Origin of the sequence: Sphingomonas sp., assembly GCF_036731925.1 — a bacterium.
Lineage (GTDB): Bacteria > Pseudomonadota > Alphaproteobacteria > Sphingomonadales > Sphingomonadaceae > Sphingomonas.
Window position 1 is genome coordinate 314,487 of the sequence record NZ_DAINDJ010000002.1, and the last position, 19,221, is coordinate 333,707.

General features: G+C 67.7%; 20 protein-coding genes and 1 tRNA gene. 10 read left to right on the forward strand and 11 right to left on the reverse strand.

Features of this window, described 5'->3' with window-relative positions; all coding sequences use genetic code 11:
* The first annotated feature begins 20 nt into the window (after nt 1-20).
* The 3 genes from flhA to V7E00_RS11000 all read left to right on the forward strand — a co-directional run bounded on the left by flhA (nt 21) and on the right by V7E00_RS11000 (nt 4,335).
* Nucleotides 21-2,102: a flagellar biosynthesis protein FlhA gene (flhA, locus tag V7E00_RS10990; protein WP_333572693.1), complete on the forward strand. Its 2,082-nt coding sequence runs from the start codon at nt 21-23 to the stop codon at nt 2,100-2,102.
* Nucleotides 2,103-2,180: 78 nt separating this feature from the next.
* A complete protein-coding gene (locus V7E00_RS10995; RefSeq protein WP_333572694.1) occupies nt 2,181-3,656 on the forward strand; it encodes a flagellar hook-length control protein FliK in 1,476 nt (491 codons plus the stop codon).
* Between the two features lie 16 nt (nt 3,657-3,672).
* Complete coding sequence (locus V7E00_RS11000) at nt 3,673-4,335, forward strand: flagellar hook assembly protein FlgD (RefSeq protein WP_333572695.1); 663 nt, start codon at nt 3,673-3,675, stop codon at nt 4,333-4,335.
* Between the two features lie 637 nt (nt 4,336-4,972).
* Here V7E00_RS11000 and V7E00_RS11005 read toward each other — a convergent pair.
* From V7E00_RS11005 to V7E00_RS11030, 6 genes are all read right to left on the reverse strand, one after another.
* Nucleotides 4,973-5,374 carry a hypothetical protein gene (locus V7E00_RS11005; protein ID WP_333572696.1) on the reverse strand — a complete coding sequence of 134 codons (402 nt, stop codon included), beginning with the start codon at nt 5,372-5,374 and terminating at the stop codon, nt 4,973-4,975.
* A gap of 142 nt (nt 5,375-5,516) precedes the next feature.
* Nucleotides 5,517-6,374: a flagellin gene (locus V7E00_RS11010; protein ID WP_333572452.1), complete on the reverse strand. Its 858-nt coding sequence runs from the start codon at nt 6,372-6,374 to the stop codon at nt 5,517-5,519.
* Between the two features lie 234 nt (nt 6,375-6,608).
* Nucleotides 6,609-7,358 (reverse strand): flagellar basal body L-ring protein FlgH, encoded by a 750-nt coding sequence (flgH, locus tag V7E00_RS11015; RefSeq protein WP_333572697.1) that lies wholly within the window; start codon nt 7,356-7,358, stop codon nt 6,609-6,611.
* Nucleotides 7,359-7,369: 11 nt separating this feature from the next.
* On the reverse strand, nt 7,370-7,798 hold the full coding sequence (flgA, locus tag V7E00_RS11020) for a flagellar basal body P-ring formation chaperone FlgA (protein ID WP_333572698.1): 429 nt from the start codon (nt 7,796-7,798) through the stop codon (nt 7,370-7,372).
* The gene (gene flgG / locus V7E00_RS11025; protein ID WP_066723652.1) at nt 7,798-8,580 is read right to left on the reverse strand and encodes a flagellar basal-body rod protein FlgG; all 783 of its coding nucleotides are present in this window, start codon (nt 8,578-8,580) and stop codon (nt 7,798-7,800) included. The genes flgA and flgG overlap by 1 nt, the downstream gene beginning before the upstream one ends.
* 22 nt (nt 8,581-8,602) lie before the next feature.
* Nucleotides 8,603-9,343 (reverse strand): flagellar hook-basal body complex protein, encoded by a 741-nt coding sequence (locus V7E00_RS11030; protein WP_333572699.1) that lies wholly within the window; start codon nt 9,341-9,343, stop codon nt 8,603-8,605.
* A gap of 117 nt (nt 9,344-9,460) precedes the next feature.
* Between V7E00_RS11030 and V7E00_RS11035 the strand changes: the two genes are divergently transcribed.
* The 4 genes from V7E00_RS11035 to V7E00_RS11050 are packed head-to-tail and all read left to right on the forward strand — an operon-like array spanning nt 9,461 to nt 12,024.
* Nucleotides 9,461-10,021, forward strand: coding sequence for a flagellar basal body-associated FliL family protein (locus tag V7E00_RS11035; RefSeq protein WP_333572700.1), 561 nt, complete (start codon nt 9,461-9,463; stop codon nt 10,019-10,021).
* Nucleotides 10,018-11,031, forward strand: coding sequence for a flagellar motor switch protein FliM (fliM, locus tag V7E00_RS11040; RefSeq protein WP_333572701.1), 1,014 nt, complete (start codon nt 10,018-10,020; stop codon nt 11,029-11,031). The genes V7E00_RS11035 and fliM overlap by 4 nt, the downstream gene beginning before the upstream one ends.
* 1 nt (nt 11,032) lies before the next feature.
* Entirely contained in the window at nt 11,033-11,455 is a 423-nt protein-coding gene (locus V7E00_RS11045; protein WP_333572702.1) for a DUF6468 domain-containing protein, read from the forward strand.
* Complete coding sequence (locus V7E00_RS11050; protein WP_333572703.1) at nt 11,455-12,024, forward strand: MotE family protein; 570 nt, start codon at nt 11,455-11,457, stop codon at nt 12,022-12,024. The genes V7E00_RS11045 and V7E00_RS11050 overlap by 1 nt, the downstream gene beginning before the upstream one ends.
* 147 nt (nt 12,025-12,171) lie before the next feature.
* On the opposite strand, the gene V7E00_RS11055 is transcribed toward V7E00_RS11050, so the two are convergent.
* Nucleotides 12,172-12,588, reverse strand: a complete 417-nt coding sequence (locus tag V7E00_RS11055; RefSeq protein ID WP_333572704.1) for a hypothetical protein — start codon at nt 12,586-12,588, stop codon at nt 12,172-12,174.
* 89 nt (nt 12,589-12,677) lie between these two features.
* On the opposite strand from V7E00_RS11055, the gene V7E00_RS11060 reads away from it, so the two are divergent.
* Nucleotides 12,678-12,893: a hypothetical protein gene (locus V7E00_RS11060; protein ID WP_333572705.1), complete on the forward strand. Its 216-nt coding sequence runs from the start codon at nt 12,678-12,680 to the stop codon at nt 12,891-12,893.
* The gene (locus V7E00_RS11065) at nt 12,893-14,740 is read left to right on the forward strand and encodes a hypothetical protein (RefSeq protein ID WP_333572706.1); all 1,848 of its coding nucleotides are present in this window, start codon (nt 12,893-12,895) and stop codon (nt 14,738-14,740) included. The genes V7E00_RS11060 and V7E00_RS11065 overlap by 1 nt, the downstream gene beginning before the upstream one ends.
* Here the strand turns inward: V7E00_RS11065 and V7E00_RS11070 are convergent.
* The 3 genes from V7E00_RS11070 to folK form a co-directional block, all read right to left on the reverse strand.
* Complete coding sequence (locus V7E00_RS11070) at nt 14,730-16,889, reverse strand: TonB-dependent receptor (RefSeq protein WP_333572707.1); 2,160 nt, start codon at nt 16,887-16,889, stop codon at nt 14,730-14,732. The genes V7E00_RS11065 and V7E00_RS11070 overlap by 11 nt on opposite strands.
* Before the next feature lie 235 nt (nt 16,890-17,124).
* Nucleotides 17,125-17,200, reverse strand: a tRNA-Lys gene (locus V7E00_RS11075).
* A 12-nt stretch (nt 17,201-17,212) separates the two neighbouring features.
* The gene (gene folK / locus V7E00_RS11080) at nt 17,213-17,689 is read right to left on the reverse strand and encodes a 2-amino-4-hydroxy-6-hydroxymethyldihydropteridine diphosphokinase (RefSeq protein ID WP_333572708.1); all 477 of its coding nucleotides are present in this window, start codon (nt 17,687-17,689) and stop codon (nt 17,213-17,215) included.
* 23 nt (nt 17,690-17,712) lie between these two features.
* On the opposite strand from folK, the gene V7E00_RS11085 reads away from it, so the two are divergent.
* Nucleotides 17,713-18,318 carry a uracil-DNA glycosylase gene (locus tag V7E00_RS11085; RefSeq protein ID WP_333572709.1) on the forward strand — a complete coding sequence of 202 codons (606 nt, stop codon included), beginning with the start codon at nt 17,713-17,715 and terminating at the stop codon, nt 18,316-18,318.
* On the opposite strand, the gene V7E00_RS11090 is transcribed toward V7E00_RS11085, so the two are convergent.
* Nucleotides 18,305-19,210: a flagellin gene (locus V7E00_RS11090; RefSeq protein WP_333572710.1), complete on the reverse strand. Its 906-nt coding sequence runs from the start codon at nt 19,208-19,210 to the stop codon at nt 18,305-18,307. The two genes, V7E00_RS11085 and V7E00_RS11090, sit on opposite strands and share 14 nt — an antisense overlap.
* Nucleotides 19,211-19,221: the final 11 nt, after the last annotated feature.

The window sequence follows — 19,221 nt, forward strand, 5'->3', positions numbered from 1 at the left end:
TCTATTCCCGGTAGCAGCCCATGCCTCCCGCCGTCCTGAAGTTCCTCGACCGCATCGGCGCCAACCGCGACATGGCGCTCGCCGGTGGCGTGATCGCGATCATCGCGATGCTCATCCTGCCGATGCCGGGCTGGATGCTCGACATGGGCCTGGCCTTGTCGATCACCGTCTCGGTGATGATCCTGATGACGGCGCTGTTCATCGAGAAGCCGCTGGAGCTCAGCGCCTTCCCGACGATCCTGCTGATCGCGACGATGCTGCGGCTGGGCCTCAATCTCGCCTCGACCCGCCTGATCCTTGGCCATGGCCATGAAGGTCCGGACGCCGCGGGCGGCGTGATCGGTGCCTTTGGCGAGTTCCTGATGGGCGGCGAGACCATCATCGGTCTCACCATCTTCATGATCCTGGTGGTGATCAACTTCGTCGTCATCACCAAGGGCGCCGGCCGTATTGCCGAAGTCGCCGCGCGCTTCAGCCTCGACTCCATGCCCGGCAAGCAGATGGCGATCGACGCCGACCTCTCCGCCGGCATGATCAACGAGGAACAGGCCAAGGCCCGCCGCGCCGAAGTGGAGGCCGAAAGCGGCTTCTACGGCGCGATGGACGGTGCCTCGAAGTTCGTGAAGGGCGACGCTGTCGCCGGCCTGCTGATCACCGCCATCAACATCGTCGTCGGCCTGGGCATCGGCGTCATCTCGCACGGTGTGCCGATCGGCGAGGCATTCCGCACCTATACCGTGCTGACCGCCGGCGACGGCCTGGTCAGCCAGATCCCGGCGCTGATCGTGTCGACCGCGGCGGGCCTGCTCGTCTCCAAGGGTGGCGTCGCCGGCAAGACCGGCGCGGCGCTGGGCGACCAGCTCGGGCGCTACCCCAAGGCGTTCGGCATGGTGTCGTTCCTGATGGGAGCGCTGGCGCTGATGCCCGGCCTGCCCTTCATCCCGTTCGCCGCCTTCTCGGCGCTGTCGGGCTGGGCCGCCTGGGAGATGTCGCGCCGCTCCACCGCCAAGGCCGCGCGACAGCGCATCCAGGCGGCGCAGGAGGTGGCCCAGTCGCAGGCCGTCGAGCAGCCGATCTCCGAGACGCTGGCGATCGACGCGGTGCGCATCGAGATCGGCTATGCGCTGCTCCCGATGATCAACGACGATACCCGCGAACCGCGGCTCGACGATCAGGTCCGCGCACTCCGCCGCCAGATGGCGACCGAGTACGGCTTCGTGCTGCCGTCGGTGCGGATCATCGACAATATGGGCCTCAAGCCCAACGAGTACGTCATCTCGATCAAGGAGACCGAGGCCGCGCGCGGCGACATCCGGCTGGAGAAGCTGCTGCTGATCAACCCGGGCGGCGGCCCCGTCGGCCTGCCGGGCGAGCCGACCAAGGAACCGGTGTTCGGCCTGCCCGCGCTGTGGATCGATCGCGAGCTGCGCGACGAGGCCGGCTTCCGCGGCCTGACCGTGGTGGATTGCGGCACGATCATCGCCACGCACCTGACCGAGCTGGTGAAGGACAATATCGCCGACCTGCTCTCCTATACCGAGACGCAGAAGCTGCTCACCGAAGTCCACAAGGAATCGGAAAAGCTGGTGGCGGACATCATCCCCTCCAAGGTATCGGTGTCGAGCGTCCAGCGCATCCTCCAGAACCTGCTCGCCGAGGGCATCTCGATCCGCGACATCCCGACGATTCTCGAAGGCATCGCCGAGTCCGCGCCGCTCTCGAACAATCTCACCACCATCACCGAGCATGTCCGCAGCCGCCTCGCCCGCCAGATCAGCGCATCGCAGGCGCGCGGCGATGCGATCCCGGTGGTCACCCTCTCGGCAGACTGGGACCAGGCATTCGCCGACAGCATCCTCGGCGCAGGCGACGACCGGCAGCTGGCGATGGCACCCTCCGCGCTCCAGCAGTTCATCGGGGCCGTGCGCGAGACCTATGACCGGCTGGCGCAGGACGGCGAGATCCCCTGCCTTCTCACCAGCCCATCCATCCGACCGTTCGTCCGCTCGATCATCGAGCGCGTTCGCCCGGCGACCGTGGTGCTGTCGCAGAACGAAATTCACGCCCGCGCCCGCATCCGCGCGCTCGGGGTAATTGGCTGACCCGGAGCGATCAGATCCGGGATTGTCCTATAATGGTTTGGAACGGCCTCTTTCCGGCCGTACGCACGAGGCGACTGCATGAACGTCACGAACATCGGCTTCCCCTTGCCCACCCCCACTGCACAGGGGGGCAACGCGGAGGCCGCCGCCGGCACCGGCTTTGCCGGCTTGCTCGGCACGGTGGCGGGTGACGCCGCACAGGGCCCGGTCGCGCTCGGCATGCCGGATCTCGGCGCCGCGCTGCTGACCGCCCAGACCAACGCCCCGCTGCTGCCCGGCACCGGCGCTCCCGGTGGCGCGCTGCCCGGCGACCGGCCGCAGGTGGCGATGGCGCAGCTGCTCGCCACTTCGGCGCCGGGCGCAATGACTCAGCCGGTGGCCACCGGCGGCAACCCGCTTGCGGATGCCGTAGCCAAGGCCCTGGCCGGCGCCCAGGGCAAGACCGCCGATGCCCCCGCTGCAGCGGATACGCTGCCGCCGGAACCCGGCACCACGCCCGTACAGCCCAAGCCGACCAGCGCGAAGCCCGCGCCGGCGTCGTCGGGGACCGACGCGCTCGCCGCCGCACTGGAGCCCGCCGTCGCGCTTCCACCGGAAGCCGCCGAGCAGATCCAGCCGGGGCTGCCGGTCAAGACCGCGGCAAAGCCCTTGCGGGGCGCCAACGCCAAGGAAGCGGACCTCGATCCTGCCGGCGCGCCACTGCCCGCCCCGGAAGCCGCCGCGGCGCCCGTGCAGCCGATCGCTGTCGCGATTGCGCAGCCGCAGCCGCAGCCGCAGCAGCCTGTCGCGCAGCCCGCAACGCCCCAGGCGGTCGCGCAGAACAAGACCAGCGGCGTCGCGGCGCCGCGCTACGCCAAGACCGACGCGCCCGGCGGGAACGACGCTGCGCCGGCGCAGACCACCAACGACAAGATGGCAGACCTCGCGCGTGCCATCGGCAGCCATGCCCATGGCGGCGCCACCGATGGCGGCGGCACGGGCGATAACGGCCAGCCCGCCTTCGGCCAGCAGCTCGCCGCGGCGGACACGCATGCGGGCGGAGCGATGGCCGTGGCCGGCGCTCCCGCGCCCTTCACCGCCGCCGCGCCGGGCGCCGCCGCAGCGGCGGCGGCAGAGCCCGTCGTCAACGCGCGCCCGGGCGAACTGGGCCGCAACCTCGGCGTCGAGATCGCCCGCAAGGTCGACGCCGGCGAGGATACCCTGCGCGTGCGCCTGAACCCGGCGGAACTCGGCCGGGTCGAGGTGACGCTGGCGTTCGACGACAAGGGCCGCGTACAGGCAACGATGCGTGCCGAAAGCCAGCATACGCTCGACCTGCTCCGCCAGGACGCGCCCGACCTTGGGCGCGCGCTGGACCAGGCCGGCATCCGCAGTGATGCGAACAGCTTCCGCTTTGAAAGCCGCGACGGCAGCACGGGCACCGGCGGCAATGGCCAGTCCGGTTCCCAGCAGCAGTCGCGCGGCGGCAACCAGCAGTTCCGCGACGAACCCGAAGTCCAGACCGCAGCCTACCGCCCCATCCGCGGCGACGGGCAGGTCGATCTCATCGCCTAACGCTCAGGAGTAGCGCATGACCCTCGTCTCTTCCGCCACCGCCCAGACCACGGCACAGGGCGCCGCCGACGCTGCCAGCTCCAAGCTCACGGCCGATTACAACCTGTTCCTGAAGCTGCTGACCACCCAGATGCAGAACCAGGATCCGATGAACCCGATGGACAGCGCGCAATATACGCAGCAGCTCGTCCAGTATTCGCAGGTCGAACAGTCGATCACCCAGAACAAGACGCTCAATTCGATCCTGTCGGGCCTGAACATGACCTCGCTGACGACCAGCTCGTCCATGATCGGCCAGCCGGTGCAGCTGGATTCCGACAAGTCGGGCCTGAGCGCAATCGCGCCCGCGCAGTGGGAATGGAGCGCGCCTAACGCGATCACCAAGCTTACCGCGACGGTGACGGACGCAAAGGGCACCAAGGTCGACACGTTCAACCTGGACGTGAAGGGCACGTCCGGCCAGTTCAGCTGGGACGGGACAACCAGCTCGGGCGCCAAGTATACCGATGGTCTGTATCAGCTAACGCTGAGCGGCACGACCGATGCAGGCGCCAAGATCACCACGACGGCGAAGGCGATCGGCAAGGTTACCGACGTGCAGATGCTAAATGGTGCACCCGTGGTATCGGTGAACGGCGCCCAATACCCGACCAGCATGATCTTGCGCATCGCAAAATAATTATCGCAGTTGATGTCGGCGCTTATGGAACGGCCCCTAAGTACAAATCCTGTACCTCGATAGTGCGGGTTTCGTTTCTCTGACGACCAAATTTGCGATATAACGAAATCAGAAGCAGCGAGGACGTTCCGATCCCCTCACGATCCTCGCGCTTCCCAATTTGCCGAGCACCCCCCTGCTCGGCATGGCGGCAGGTCAGTTCCCCCCAACTGGCCTGCCGCTCGCATTTGCGCCGTTGCGCATCAGCGCCTCCGGCACAGCCTCGCGGCCCAAAACACCCTGCATAGCAAGCGTTCTGCTAGCTCCTGGCGGCCTGCACGTGCGTGGCGTCGCCGCGTCGGGATCGCGGTTCGGCGAAGCCGACCCTGCACGAGACCGGCCCCGCCCTCACCCACAGTGCCGCACGCGCGCGGCAGCCGGCGGCGCTTCGTCGCCTGCACGCGCAGCGGCGCTGCTGCGGCCCTGATTGCACAGGACGCAGCGCCCCGTCCGGGCTCTCTCGATCGATGCTGAAGGTGCGGGCGGCACGCGACCGCCTGGTGCTGGGGGCGCCCACGAAGGGCACGCAGGACGCGCAGGACGCGCAGGACGCGCGGGACGCGCGGGGGCGCACCGCGCCGGCGCGCCAGCGCCGCCGTCAGTGCACGCGGGCTTCGGCCCGCCGGGTCAGTTCGCGGGCATGGGCTGCGACAATGCACAGCTCGGCATAGAGGCGATCCCAGAAGGGAGCAGCAATCTCGAGCCCGGCAGCGCCTTCCTGGCTGAGTACCAGCGCCGCACTGGGGTCCAGCTCGAGGCGGAAGCGGGTGGCGAACATGCCGTCGACATGCTCGTCCGGCAGGCCCTGCGGAACCGACAGCCGGGCCGACATGATATAGCCGGCCAGCACGTCCACGCCGTACCCGTCCAGCAGGATGCGCGGGCGCCCCCCCAGATCGGGACGCTCGACCACGACCAGCGCGCCCGAGGGATGCTCTTCGACGCTGACGCGCAGGCGTCCGCCAAAGGCATCGGTGATTTCACGAATCCTCGGAAACAACGCCGACCTCCCAGTTTCCCATCATTATAGAAGCGGAAACCATATTACCCGCGATGAACGCGGGCAAAAAAAGGGGGCCGGGATGGCGTACCATCCCGGCCCCCGCAAGCCTTCGGCCCCCCAGGGTTGGGGCCTCGGGCTATTAGCGGAACAGCGAAGTGATCGTCTGCGGCGCCTGGTTGGCGATCGACAGAGCCTGAACACCGAGCTGCTGCTTGACCTGCAGAGCCTGCAGTCGAGCCGATTCCTTCGCCAGGTCGGCGTCGACGAGGTTGCCGATGCCGCCTTCGATCACGTCCGACAGCTTGCTGGTGAAGGCCGACTGCGCGTCGATCTTGCGCGAAGCGGCGCCGAGCGTGCTGAGCGTGGTCTTCAGGTTGCTCTGCGTGGTCGTCAGGGTGTCGACCATCGCCTGCGCATTGGCCTGCGAGCTGATGTTACCGGTCGAAGCAATGGTGATCGTCGTACCGCCGAGGTCCAGACCCTGGTTCGCCACGCTGAGCGAATCCGGGTTCCAGGTGGTGGGCGAGCTCGTGTCCGAGTCCTGCAGCGACTGCAGCGCGGTCACCTGACCACCCGAAGCCTTGAGCAGGTTCGTGCCGTTGAAGTCCGAAGCGTTGACGATCGTGCTGATCTGGTCGCGCAGCGCGGTGAAGTCCTTGTTCAGGGCGTCACGGGTCGCGGTGTCGATACCAGCGTCAGCCGCCTGCGTGGCCTTCGCCTTCATCTGGTTGACGATGTCGGAGATCTGCTCGGCACCGGCAACGGCGACGTCGGTCACGCTCTTCGCGCGGCTGAGCGACGACGAAACCGCCTTCAGGCCACCCAGGTCGCCGCGGAGGCCCTGAGCGATCGTGTACTGTGCCGAGTCATCCTTGGTCGAGGACACCGCCATGCCGGTGTTGATGCGGCTCTGGGTGGTGGCCAGGTCCTTCTGGGTCGAAGTCAGGCTCTGGAGAGCCGCCATCGCGCCGACGTTCGTGTTAACCGAAAATGCCATGATACTTTCCTTCTTGGATATAGAGTCGCTTCTGCGACCTGGGTCGGAACCGCCGACCCGCGACTGGGCGAAACACCCTGCACGATCATTGTGGGAAGAAAATCAGGCCGGCCAAAATTGTCCTGAAAATTTTGATGGTTACCGCAAGATTAAGATAAATATCCGGTAAATGCGAAAAGGGCCCGCCGGGATGTCCGGCGAGCCCTTTCTGGGGCGGTAGCCTGCTGTTCGGCGTCAGAACGGGAAAAGCGCGTCGTAGATCTGCTGTCCCCAGCGCGCTTGCTGCGCGTCGGTCAGCTGGCCCTTGCCGCCATAGATGACACGCGCCTCGGCAATCTGGCTGTGCTGGATCGAATTGTCGCGGGCGATGTCCTCGGGCCGGATGATCCCGGTGACGATCAGCTCGCGCATCTCGAAGTTCACCCGCACTTCCTGGCGACCGCGGATCATCAGGTTGCCGTTGGGCAGTACCTGGGTCACGATGGCGGCCATCGTCATGTTGATCGTTTCCGATCGCACGGTGGTGCCGCCGCCCGCATATTTGGAGCCGGAGCTGGTATCGACCAGCTTCGAGGGATCGCTGCCGGTCAGCTTCTGAATCGGCTTCTGCAGCCCCAGCAGGCCGGCGATGCCGCTCGTTTCCGAGCCGCCGCGGGTGCGCGAGGTGTTGTTGCCGATGTCTGCCTTGTCGGCGATCGCGATCTTGATCGTGAGGATGTCGCCCACCCTGCCGGCACGCTGATCGCGGAAGAAGGCCCCTGCCCCGGTGCGGAACAGCGACGCGGTCGGCGCATTCGCCGGCTGTGCCGGACGGGCGCGGTTCGAGCGATCCAGCGGCGAGGCGAGCGACGGCTCGAGATCCGGCGAATCCACCGGCTCCATCGTCGTCAGCTTCGGCGCCTTGCCCACCGTCTTCAACCGGCCGACCGCACCGCAGCCCGAGAGCGTGGCGCCCAGCGCCAGCGCGAGAATGATCCTACGCATGTACTTGTCCCTCAGGGAGTGGAGATCCGCACCGTGCCGCTGCCGTCGACGATCCCGTCGAGCGTGCGGTTGGTGGCGTTGACGACGATCCGCACCGGATCGCCCTGGGCACCGCTGCCCAGCGCGCGGCCGGCGGCGGTGATCACCATCGCACCGGACACGATCCTGGCCGTGACCGGTTCGCCGCGCTTGACCAGCTGCGGCTTCATCACGTCGCCGCGGCGGAGCAGCGTGCCGGGCGTCAGCGCCCGCGATGCGTCCATGCCGACGGCTTCTTCCGGGCGGAGCGCGCCACGCGCGCTCGCCTCGGGGCGGGTTTCGATCGAGAGGTCGCCCATCTCGATCCGTTCGCCGCGCGCGACCGGCTGCTGGACCACCGCCACCGGCACGTCCTCGGCAGGTACCGCCACGCGCAGCAACAGGCCCAGCAGCGCGGACATCAGCGCAGCTGGCTGGTCGTCGCCAGCATCTCGTCGGCGGTCTTCACGACACGGCTGTTCATTTCATAGGCGCGCTGCGCGGTGATGAGCGAGGTGATCTCGGACACCGGATTGACGTTCGAGGCTTCGATGAAGCCCTGGGTCAGCGTGCCGATGCCGGTGTCGCCCGGCGAACCGACGGTCGGCTGGCCCGAGGCGGCGGTTTCGAGGAACAGGTTGCCGCCCTTCGCTTCCAGGCCGCTCTCGTTCATGAAGGTGGCGAGCTGGAGCTGGCCGAGCTGCTGCGGCTGGGTGTTGCCGGCGACGGTCACCTCGACCAGGCCGGTCTTCGAGATGTTGACGTCGAGCGCCCCCTGCGGAACCGTGATGCCCGGCTGCACCGGGTAGCCGTCCTGCGTCACCAGTTCGCCCTGGTCGGAAATCTGGAACGAGCCGTCACGGGTGTAGGCGGTGGTGCCGTCCGGCATCGTCACCTGGAAATAGCCCTTGCCCTGCACCGCCATGTCATAGGGGTTGCCGGTCTGGGTCATCACGCCCTGCTCGTTGATGCGGTAAACGCCACCGGTCTTCACGCCCGAGCCGATCTGGATGCCGGCCGGCACCTTGGTGTCGCCGCCGGTGGCGGAACCCGGACGCGAGACCTGCTGGTACAGCAGGTCCTGGAACTCGGCGCGCTGCTTCTTGAACGCGGTCGTGTTCATGTTGGCGATGTTGTTCGAGATCACGTCGACATTGGTCTGCTGGGCCAGCATGCCGGTCGCGGCGATGGAAAGCGTACGCATGGAATCTATCCCTTCGTGAAATTCAGCTGACGCGGCCGAGCTTGTCGATGGCGCTCTTGCGCATGTCGGACATGGAGTTGGAGATGCTCTGGCTGGTCTGATAGGCGCGCAGGATCTGGATCATGTCGGTCGTCTCGACGATCGCGTTGACGTTCGATCCCTCGACGCCGCCGCTCACCAGCTTGGTGGCGCTGGCCGGCAGTTCGCGGCCGCCGGTGGCGGTGAACATGCCGTTGCCGCGCGGATCCACCACCGCCTCGTCATTGAACACCGTCACCGCGATGCGGCCGAGCGGGCCGTTCTCGCCCATCACCGTGCCGTCCGCCTGGACGTTGACCTTGCCCGCTTCCTCGGTCGGGATCTTGATAGGCTTGCCGCCTTCTCCCAGGATCACCTGGCCGCCGGCCGTGGCAAGTTCGCCGCTTTCCAGCACCTTCACATAGCCCGCACGCGTATAGGCGGTGGTGCCGTCGCCGGCCTGCACCGCCAGATAGCCCGGCCCGTCGATCATCACGTCGAGCGGGTTGCCGGTCGGCTGGAACGCGCCGTTCGCGGCATCGTGGACCGCGCCGTAATCGAGCACGAACGAGGTTTTCTCGGCCGGCTTCACCGCGCTGTCGGTCTGCTCCACATATTCGCGGAACACCGGCTGCTCGCGCTTGAACCCCACCGTATTCATGTTGGCGATGTTGTTCGCCACCACGTCCATCCGGCGCCGCAGCGCCTGCTCCTGGCTCAGGAGCACGTAAGAGGAGATGTCCACCGGACCGTCCTTCGAAAAATGGTCACTAGGCAGAAATTGCCGGGTGACGCTTCTATAATAGGAGAAAATCGGACGTGCGGACGCCGCGGCCGATAAATCGGAAGGTCCAGGGTTATTATGTCGGCCGAAATCGTCGAGGATAAGAGCGCGCAGGAGACCCCGGCGCCCAACAAGAAGAAGAAGCTGATCATCATCGGCGCCGCGACTGCTGCTGCGCTGACGCTGGGCGGCGGCGGCGCCGCGTTCTTCATGGGCGGCAAGAGCACGGCCAAGACGGAAGCGCACGGCGAGGAAGCCGCTGCTGCCGACGAAGGGCACGGCGAGGGCGAAGCGGCCAAGGAAGGCGAAGGCGGGCACGGCGAAGGCGAAGGAAAGGGCAAGTTCGTCGACGTGCCGACCGTCTCCGTGAACCTGCGTTCGCCCGACGGCGCGCCGCGCTTCCTCAAGCTGCACCTTATGCTGGTTCCTGGCCCGAAGACCACCGACGCGGCGCTGAAGGACAAGCTGCCCGTCGTGCTCGACGCCTATCAGCCCTTCCTGCGCGAGCTGCGTCCCGAGGACCTGGGCGGATCGGCGGCGGTGTTCCGGCTGAAGGAAGAGCTGATGGTCCGCGCCACCCGCGTGCTCGGCCCCGGCATGGTCAAGGAAGTTCTCATTCAGGACCTGATCCAGCAATGATCGATCTAGACGATTTCGACCTTCCGGATCCCCCCGCCGCACCGATGGGCGGCGACGATATCCGCTTCGACCAGGCGGACATCGACGCGCTCTTCGGCGGCAGCGAACCGGTTCTGAAGAAGAAGGGCCTGCGCGCCGTTCTGGAATCGAAGGTCATCAGCCATGAACGGCTGCCGATGCTGGAAGTGGTGTGCGACCGCGTGGTGCGCAGCTTCGCCAGCTCGATGCGCAACATGACCTCGGACGCGATCGACGTGAGCCTGGAGGAAGTGACCTCGGCCCGTTTCGGCGAGTTCATGAACCGCGTGCTGCTGCCCGCGATGGTCGGCGTGTTCAAGATCGCGGAATGGGAAAGCTACGGCCTGATCACCGTGGAGTCCGGCCTGATCTATTCGGTGGTCGACGCGCTGCTCGGCGGTCGCGGCAGCAACACGCCGACGGTGATCGACGGCCGCGGCTTTACGCCGATCGAGACCTCTCTGGTCTCGCGCGTGCTGGAAACCGCGCTCCGCGACTTCGCCGACGCGTTCGAGCCGATCGAGCCGGTGAACATGCGGCTGGAGCGCATCGAGACCAACCCGCGCTTCGCCGCGATCGCCGCGACCTCGAACATCTGCGCCATCGCCACCTTCCGCGTCGACATGGACGGCCGCGGCGGCTGCATCACATTGGTATTTCCCTACGCCACGCTGGAGCCAGTGCGCCACAAGCTGCTCCAGCGCTTCATGGGCGAAAAGAGCGGCCGCGACAGCATCTGGGAGGCGCACATGGCCTCCGAGATCCGCAAGACCAACGTCACCGTCAACGTGCTGCTCGGCGAAAAGGCGCTGCCGCTTTCCGACCTGGAAGAGCTGCAGGTCGGCCAGACCATCGCGTTCGACAAGAGCCCCGACGACGCGCTCGACATGGCGTGCGGCGACATCAAGCTCGCCCAGGCCCAGATCGGCCAGCGTAGCGGCCGCGTCGCCGTGCGCCTGGTCAACGACGTTTCCCGCACGAGGAAGAAGTAACATGAGTATCGCGCTTTTCGCCAATGTGCTGACGATCATCCTGTGCGTCGCGGTGCTCGTGCAGAGCATGCGCATGATGCGCAGCCTGCGCACCGTGAAGGAAGGTGCCCTCACCGATGTGGTGAAGGCGCTGGACAACGCGACGGTGCAGGCACGCTCCGTGCTTTCGGACATGAAGGCCACGCTGGGCACCGATTGCGCCCGCCACGCCCGGCTGGTGGAGCAGGCCCGCGATCTGCGCGACGAGCTGTCGGACATGATCGGCATCGCCGATTCCGCCTGCGAGCGGATCGTGTCGGCGGTGAGCCTCGCCAACGCGCTGCGCGTCGCCGGAGAGGAAGCCGCCGAACAGTCGGAAGCGGAATCGGCGATCGCGGCGGAAACGCCCGTTGAAGCGCTGCCCGCCACGCGTGAGGCCGCGTGATGGCGCGCCCCTCCCTGCTGCTGCTGATGGCAGCGGCCTCCGCGATCGCCGCGGTGGCCAACGCCGCCAGCATCGCCACCGGCGATCAGGACGGCACCAACAAGACCCGGCTCGGCAACTCGATCGAGCGCGACCTGAGCGCACGCGACCAGGAAGCGGCCAAGCGCCAGCGCGCGCTCGACCTGCGCGAACAGGCTGCGAAGGCGGCCGAACAGCGGCTGGCAGCCAGCGTCGAGGCACAGCAGAAGGAGGCCGCCACCGGCGCGCCCGGTGCGCCCGGTGCACCCTCGCCTGCGGAAGCGCAGTTCGATGAGCTGGCCCGAATCTACCAGGCGATGAAGCCAGCGAAGGCTGCCGCCGTGTTCGAGCAGCTCGACATGGAAGTGCAGATGAAGGTGGCGCAGCGGATGCGTCCCGCCTCCACCGCAGCGATCCTCGCAGCGATGTCGCCCAAGGGCGCGGCCTCGCTCAGCATGGCGCTGGCGCGGAAGAGCGCGGCGAAGCCGGCAGCCGCCCCGGCCGCTGCCGCGATGGCCGCACCCGCGGGCGCCGCGCGCAAGCCGGGCTGACCGATCAACGGCATCCCGGCGAGGGCCGGGGTGCTTCCGGCCGTCGCGGCTGCCGCATATAGCCTCAATGCAAAAAGGGCATCCCGGCTGCCGCAGGGATGCCCTTTTTTTTGGTCGGGGTCCGGTCCGTCGCGGGTGCCGGCAGCCTCAGTTCTGCGAGGCACCCACTTCGACGATCAGCACACGGCCGACATCGGGCGTCACGGTCTTGAGCGCGCCGGTCAGCGTCTTGTCGAGATCCGCAACGTTCACCGCGCGGAGTGCCGAAGCATCGAGTCGCGCGAATTCCACGCCGCCGGCGATCGCCGCCATTCGCAGGTTCGGCATCGCCGCGGCCAACTTCTCGGCGGCGGCGGCGTCGTGCACTTCCAGTACCAGCTTGAAATTCAGCGTGCCCGCAACGCGATCGGAATCGACGATAGGCACCGCAATTGGCTCCATCTTTACCAGATGCACCCCCTCGCCTTCGCCCCCGCCGCCCGAGGCCAATGCACGCCCCGCGGGCAGCGGCGAAACCGCCAGTGCCACCAGTCCGAGCATCGCCAGCGTCTGCTTGCCGCGCACCAAATTTCTCCCGTCAATCGCATGGGTCGGGCCGCCACTGCGGCCACGCACGTCCTATAAATAAGGGACAAGCACTTAACGGATTCCAAATGAGCCACGATCAACGCCCCGCCCGGATGCGCGTCGTCGCCGATGCGGCAAGCCGCGGCAACGCCGTCGACACCAGCGAGATGCAGAACGCCCAGGCAGGCGGCCCGGACGCGGCCGCGCAGGACGGACTGCCGATCGTGCCCGCGATGCTCTTCGTGATCGCCTGCATCATCGGCGGTGCCGTGGTGACCTATCTCATGGCCGGAGCACATTAATGCGTCGTTTGCTGATCGTCGCGCTGCTCGCCAGCACCGCCGCTGCCCCCCCCAGCGATCCTGCCCACGCACCAGCGGCAGACCACGGCGCCGACCATGGCGCCGCACCTGCAGCTGCGGCTGCGGCTGCGGAAGCTGCCGCTCCCGCGGCACCGGCTGCCGGCCGTGCCGTACTGCCGCCGTTCGCCGCCCTCCTCGCGCAGATGCCGACGATCACCGACAGCCGCGACTGGCCGGAACTGACCGAGGAAGCCGCGTGGGATGCGCTGATCAATGCCAAGCCCGAATCCCGCCAGCTCGCTCGCTGGCGCTACGCCGGCTCGCTGATCCGCCGCGGCATGGGGGCCGAGGCGCTGGGCGTGCTGGAGACGATGGAATCGGATGACGAGGATCTCGCCCTTGTCGCGCCGTTCCAGCTCGCGAGCGGCGCGGCGCTGGTGATGATCGGCCATTACCGTGACGCGGTGGAAGCGCTTTCGCTCCCGGAGCTGGAAGGCAATGCCGAGGCCTGTGCCTGGCGCGTCCGTGCGCTTGCCGGGACCGGCGATGACAAGGCCGCCGCGCGCCAGATCAATTGCGCCGTGCCGGCCATCAACGGCCGGGCACCGCAGGAACGCAAGCCGTTCACGCTCGCCGCGGCAAAGGGCGCCATCGCCATCAACCAGGGCCAGCCCGCCCTTGCGTGGCTGAAGCTGTTCGGCGACCAGGACCCGCAGGCCAATCTGCTGCGCGGCAAGGCGCTGCTGGCTTCCGGCGACCCCGCCGAGGGGCTGTTCCGCCTGTCGCGGGCCGATCTGAGCGGCACGCCGGACATCCAGGCCGAGGCAAAGCTCGCCCATATCCAGGGCGATCTGAAGCTCCACCGCATCACCCCTGCCGAGGGGATCAAGCAGCTGGAAGCGCTCCGCTACGGCTGGCGCGGCGGTCCGGTCGAACAGGGCGCGCTACGGCTCGAATACCAGCTGGCACTGGCCGAAAACGACCATCGTGCCGCGCTGCGCAGCGCCGCCACGCTTTTCCGCTATTACCGGCCAGACGGCGACTCCAGCATGATGCTCAAGCAGATCCAGGCGTGGCTGGGCGAGATGCTGGCGCCGGACAGCGGCACGCCGCTTCCTGAAGCGGCCGGCCTCTACTGGGATTACAAGGAACTGGCACCCGCCGGTGCCGAAGGCGATACGCTCGCGCTGCGCCTCGCCGATCGTCTGGAGGCCGCCGGTCTCTATCCGCGTGCGGCCGAGCTGCTCCAGTATCAGCTGATGCAGCGCCGGCAGGACGTGGCGCAGGGCCCGCTGTCGGTAAAGGTGGCCACGCTGTTCATCCTGTCCGGCGATCCGGTGAAGGCGCTCGACACGCTGCACGCGACCGAGCAGGCCAGCTATTCGGACGCCATGCGCTTCGATCGCAAGCGGATCGAGGCAGTGGCGCTGTACAAGCTCGGCCGCGAGGCCGCGGCAATGGCGGCGCTGGACGGCGTGCCTGGTGGCGGCGGCGTACGCAGCGAGATCCACTGGCGAACGCGCAACTGGGGCTCGTTCATCACCGAGAACGAGGCGACACTGCCTGCGCCCGGCGCGATGTCCCCGCCCAACCAGGCGATCGTGTTGCGTCAGGCGGTGGCGCTGGCGATGCTGAACCAGGAAGCCAAGCTGCAGGCACTGCGCGCCCGCTACGGCGCGGCATTCAAGTCGCTGCCCAGCGCCCAGGCCTTCGACCTGCTGACCCAGCCGACGCCGACCGTCGATCCCGCCCGGATCAGCGCGGCGATGGCAGCGATCCCCGAAGCGAGCCCGACGGGCGCGATCGGGGATCTGCTGGACGCGACTGCGTCGACGACTACAGGCTAAAGCGCAGCGTCGCGCGCAGGTCGCGGCCTGCGAGCGGCGCATAGTCCTTCAGATAGCTGCTCGCGCGCCGGGCCTCGACGTCGAACAGGTTGTTGGCGGACAGAGTGAGCGTGGTGCCGGGCATCGTCGGGAACGGCTTCAGGCTGACGGTGGCATTGACCATCGTGTACGGCGACGTGCGCGTCTCGAACGCCGCGGTGCGGTTCTGGACGAAGACATGCTCCGCCTCCACCCGGCCGGTGATCCGATCCGACTGCGCCTCGATGCCGCCGAGCACGCGCGGCGCGGGGATGCGGGGTGCCGGCCCCTCGTCGACGATGTTGGCGCGAACATAGTCGCCCAGGGCGTCCACGTTGATCGTGGTTGCGCCCAGCTGCGCGACCCGCACCGAACCCTCCGCCTCGAAGCCGTAATAGCGCGCGTCCCGCTGGGTGAACTGGAAGCACGGCAGGTCGACGGTGCGTCCGCTCGGCGCGGCCGCCGCCTCGCAGATCCCCTGCTGCGTCTGGTTGTCGCTGATATAGTTGGAGAACCAGTTGTAATAGGCCGAGGCATCGAAGCTGTAGCCGTCGCCATGCGCGTGCAGCGTCGCTTCCAGCCCCCAGCTCTTCTCCAGCCGGAAATCGGGATTGCCCAGCTCATAGGCTTCGGTGCCGGCATGGGCGCCGTTGGCGAACAGCTCCTCGGCCGACGGCGCACGTTCGGTGTGCGACAGGTTGAGGCCGATGCGAATGTCCCGCGCCACGCCGTAGGACGCGCCGATCGAGCCCGACAGCGCCTGGAAGCTGCGCTTGCCGTTGAAGAAGCGCGTGTCGTCCAGCACGGGGTTCGCGGAAAGATCGGTGAACTCGTAGCGCAGCCCCGCCTCGGCCTTCAGCGCGCCGAGATCCAGCTGCTGGAGCGTGAACAGGCCGACCTGCTGGGTCTTGTTCTTGGGCAGAAAGGCCTCGTCGCCTTGCACGTCGAAGTCGCGCGCGAAATACTGCACGCCGCTCGCGCCCCGCCACGCGCCGTGATCGGCCTGGACGAGCTCCAGGCGGCCTTCCAGCCCCTTGTTGTAGAAGGCAGTGCCAACCGCGCCGTCTTCCTCCAGCTCGAAGTGCCGATAGGCGGCATAGCCCGCGCGCAGCCGCACCTTCTGGAGGAAACCGCCGCCGGTATCGGCCTCGGCGCGCAGATCGAGGCGGTTCTGGACGACGCTCAGCCGCGGGCCTTCCTGCTCCTGCCCCGGCAGGGTCGCGAAGCGGATCGGCACCCCGTAAAGGCTGTCATAATGGCTGTAGGCGATGCCCAGCGTGCCGGTCTCGGTGACGATCGCCGCGCCCGCGCCCGCCGTCCAGGTCTTGGCGGCGGTGTTGGGCAGCCGGTTCTTCACGCCTGCGTTTGCCGCGAAATCGATCGGATCGGCATCCGGATCCGCGGGCAGTGCCGCGCTCGCCAGCGCCTGCCGGCGCTTGCCCGCAGTCAGCGCATAGCCGCCGATCTTGAGGTCGTCCGACTTGGAATAGGAGCCGTCGGCATGCAGCACGAGGTGGCTGCCCACCGCCACATCCCCTGCCCCGCCGACCGAACGCTCGTTCGCCGCCGAGCCATAGGTGGCGATGCTGCTCAGCCGGTAGCCCTTTTCCGGCACGCTGCGCGGGATGCGGCTGTCGATCACATTGACCACGCCGCCCATCGCCGAGGATCCGAAAAGCAGCGCGGACGGGCCACGCAGCACTTCCACGCGCTCGGCGAGCAGCGGATCGATGATCACCGCATGATCGGCCGAGGTGTTCGACACGTCGATCGAGCCGATGCCGTCGGTGAGGATGCGCACGCGCTCGCCCTGAAAGCCGCGCAGGATCGGCCGCGACGCGCTTGGGCCGAACGAACTGGCGGAAACGCCCGGCTGGCGCGCCAGCGTCTCGCCGATCGTCGGCCGCAGGCTGCGGGTGAGTTCCTCGCCGGTGACGACCGAAGTGCCCGAAAGCACGTCGGCCTCGCTCTGGCGATAAGGTGCGGTCACGATGATCGCCGGCCCCTGCTGCGCGGGCGCATCCTTCGCCTGTTCGGTCTCGGCGGCAAGCGGCTTGTCCGAAAGCGGTTCGGCGACCGCGGACAGGGGCAAGAGCACGAGCGAGGAAGAAGCGAGAAGTACGCGACGCATCGGGATTCCACTTTCTGAAGGGAGCATGAGGCGCGCATGTACCGGGGATGATATATGGTATCAAGCTGAAATTGCTGCGGTGCAGGAGCCCGTTGCGCGAGCCTGTCATCCCCCAGAAGCGTATCCAGATGTTCGCGGGCTCCCACGGGCAAGCCCAAAGCCGCCCTGTCCCGTCGTGCCAGACCAGCACGAGAACCACAGGCCAGCGGATGGGGCCATGCACTTGGAGAGGCGGTGGTGGGTCCGCCGGGATTCGAACCCGGGACCTCTCGATTAAAAGTCGCTTGCTCTACCGACTGAGCTACGGACCCACATCCCGCCACCTAAGCGCAGGGGCGCCGCCGGTCAACCGCGTGCAGCAACGGAAGTGTCGCGCGGCCGGTCACCGGGTCCCGCCAGTCCGGCGCGATCTCGGCCAGCGGGGCCAGCACGAAGCGACGCGCGCGATACTGGGGGTGCGGTACGGTCAGCGTGCGGCTTGCCCAGCAGCCGCCCGACCACAGCACGATGTCCAGATCAATCACCCGCGCGCCCCAGCGCTGCCCCGGGCGCCTGCCAAAGGCGCGCTCGAGCGCCTTCAGCCGGCGCAGCAGGGCTTCCGGCGCCTCGCCGCTCTCGACTTCGGCAACGGCATTGGCGAAGCGGCGGATCGAGGGACCCAAAGGCGGCGTCTCGTGGATGCGGGACACCGCGCGCACGCCGCCGATCGCGACAAGTGCCGCCTGCACCTCGGCGCGTGGTCCGCCGTGGCGGCCGCGGCGGTTGGAGCCCAGGGCGATGATGTAGCTTGTGACGGACACGTACCTGCGCCTATCGCCGGGCGATGCCCACGCCAAGCCCCGAACCCGATCGCGACTGCCCGTTCTGCCCGCGCCTCGTCGCGCTGCGCACCCAGCTGCGCACCGAACAGCCGGAATGGTGGAACGCGCCCGTGCCGATGCTGGGCGACTCCGATGCAGCGATCGCCATTGTTGGCCTCGCGCCCGGCAAGCTGGGGGCGAACCGCACCGGCCGCGCCTTCACGGGCGACGAGTCCGGCACGCTGCTGTTTGCGGTGCTGGAGAAGCTTGGCCTTGCCGAAGCAGGCGTGCCGAAGGGCGTGCAGATCCTCAACGCGGTGCGCTGCCTGCCGCCGGAAAACCGCCCTACCCCGGCTGAAATCCACGCTTGCCGACCGTTCCTGGCCGGCCAGCTGCACGCGCCGGTCGTGGTCGCGCTGGGGGAGATCGCGCACCAGTCGGCGGTGAAGGCGCTTGGCGGCAAGCTGCCCAAGGCAAGGTTCGCGCACGGCGCAGAGCACCGCCTGCCAAAGGGGCAGACGGTGCTCGATAGCTATCACGTGTCGCGGTACAATCAGAGCATCGGCCGGTTGACCGAGCCGATGCTGACGGCGGTGTTCGAACGCGCGCTTGCGCTCAGAGATACTTGACGAGGCTCAGGCTGGAGAGCTGCGAGAAGACCGAATAGCTCGCCTCGAGCACGGTCTTCTGCTGCGACAGGTCGATCGCGACCTGGCCCAGATCCGCGTCCTCATTGTCCTCGATTACCTGCTGCAGCAGCAGCGATCGCTCTTCGCCGCGCGTGGTCAGGTCCTCGACCTGGTTCTGCTTGCGGCCGTTATCGGCATTGACGGCGACGAGCTGCTTCAGGCCGCCGTCCAGCTTCGAGATCACGCCTGCGAGCGCGGTTTTCTGCGCGTCGGTGAGCGTCTCGCCGATCGGGCCAATCTGCGCCATGGCACGGTACGCATCATAGATACCGGTCGCCATCGAGCTGGCGTTGACGCCATAGGTGACGTCCAGACCATCGGCCACGCGGGCGCTGGCCAGAACATTGTCGTCGTGGAAGGCCTGCGCCACGGGCACGGTCGCGGCGTCTGCCAGCGTGGTGACCGAGAACGGCGCGCGGTCGAGTTGCGAACCGCCGAACAGCGGTGTGCCGCCTTCCGACGCGTTCAGCGACGAGCGCATCTGGCTGAACGAGCTGTCCATCGCCTGCTGCAGACCGGCCGACTGGCCGGTGCCGATCGCGCTCAGGATCTGCTGGCGCAACGCGGTCGTGGCGGTCTGGATGCCTTCGATATGGCCCTGATAGAGCGACATCGTGGTGCCCACGCGCTTGGCGACGTTCGCCTGTGCCTTCTGCTGCTCCAGCAGGCTGTGCGCCGAGAGGTTGCGCACGGACTCGGTGCCGAGCGACGCGAAGTCCGTCGCCTTCTTGCCGGTCGAGAGCTGCTTCTGGGTAATCGCCAGCTTTTCCTGCGCGCCGGAAATGGCGCTGGCCATGGTGCGCTGGAGTGGAATGGTGGCAACGCGGGTCATCGGTCAGTCCC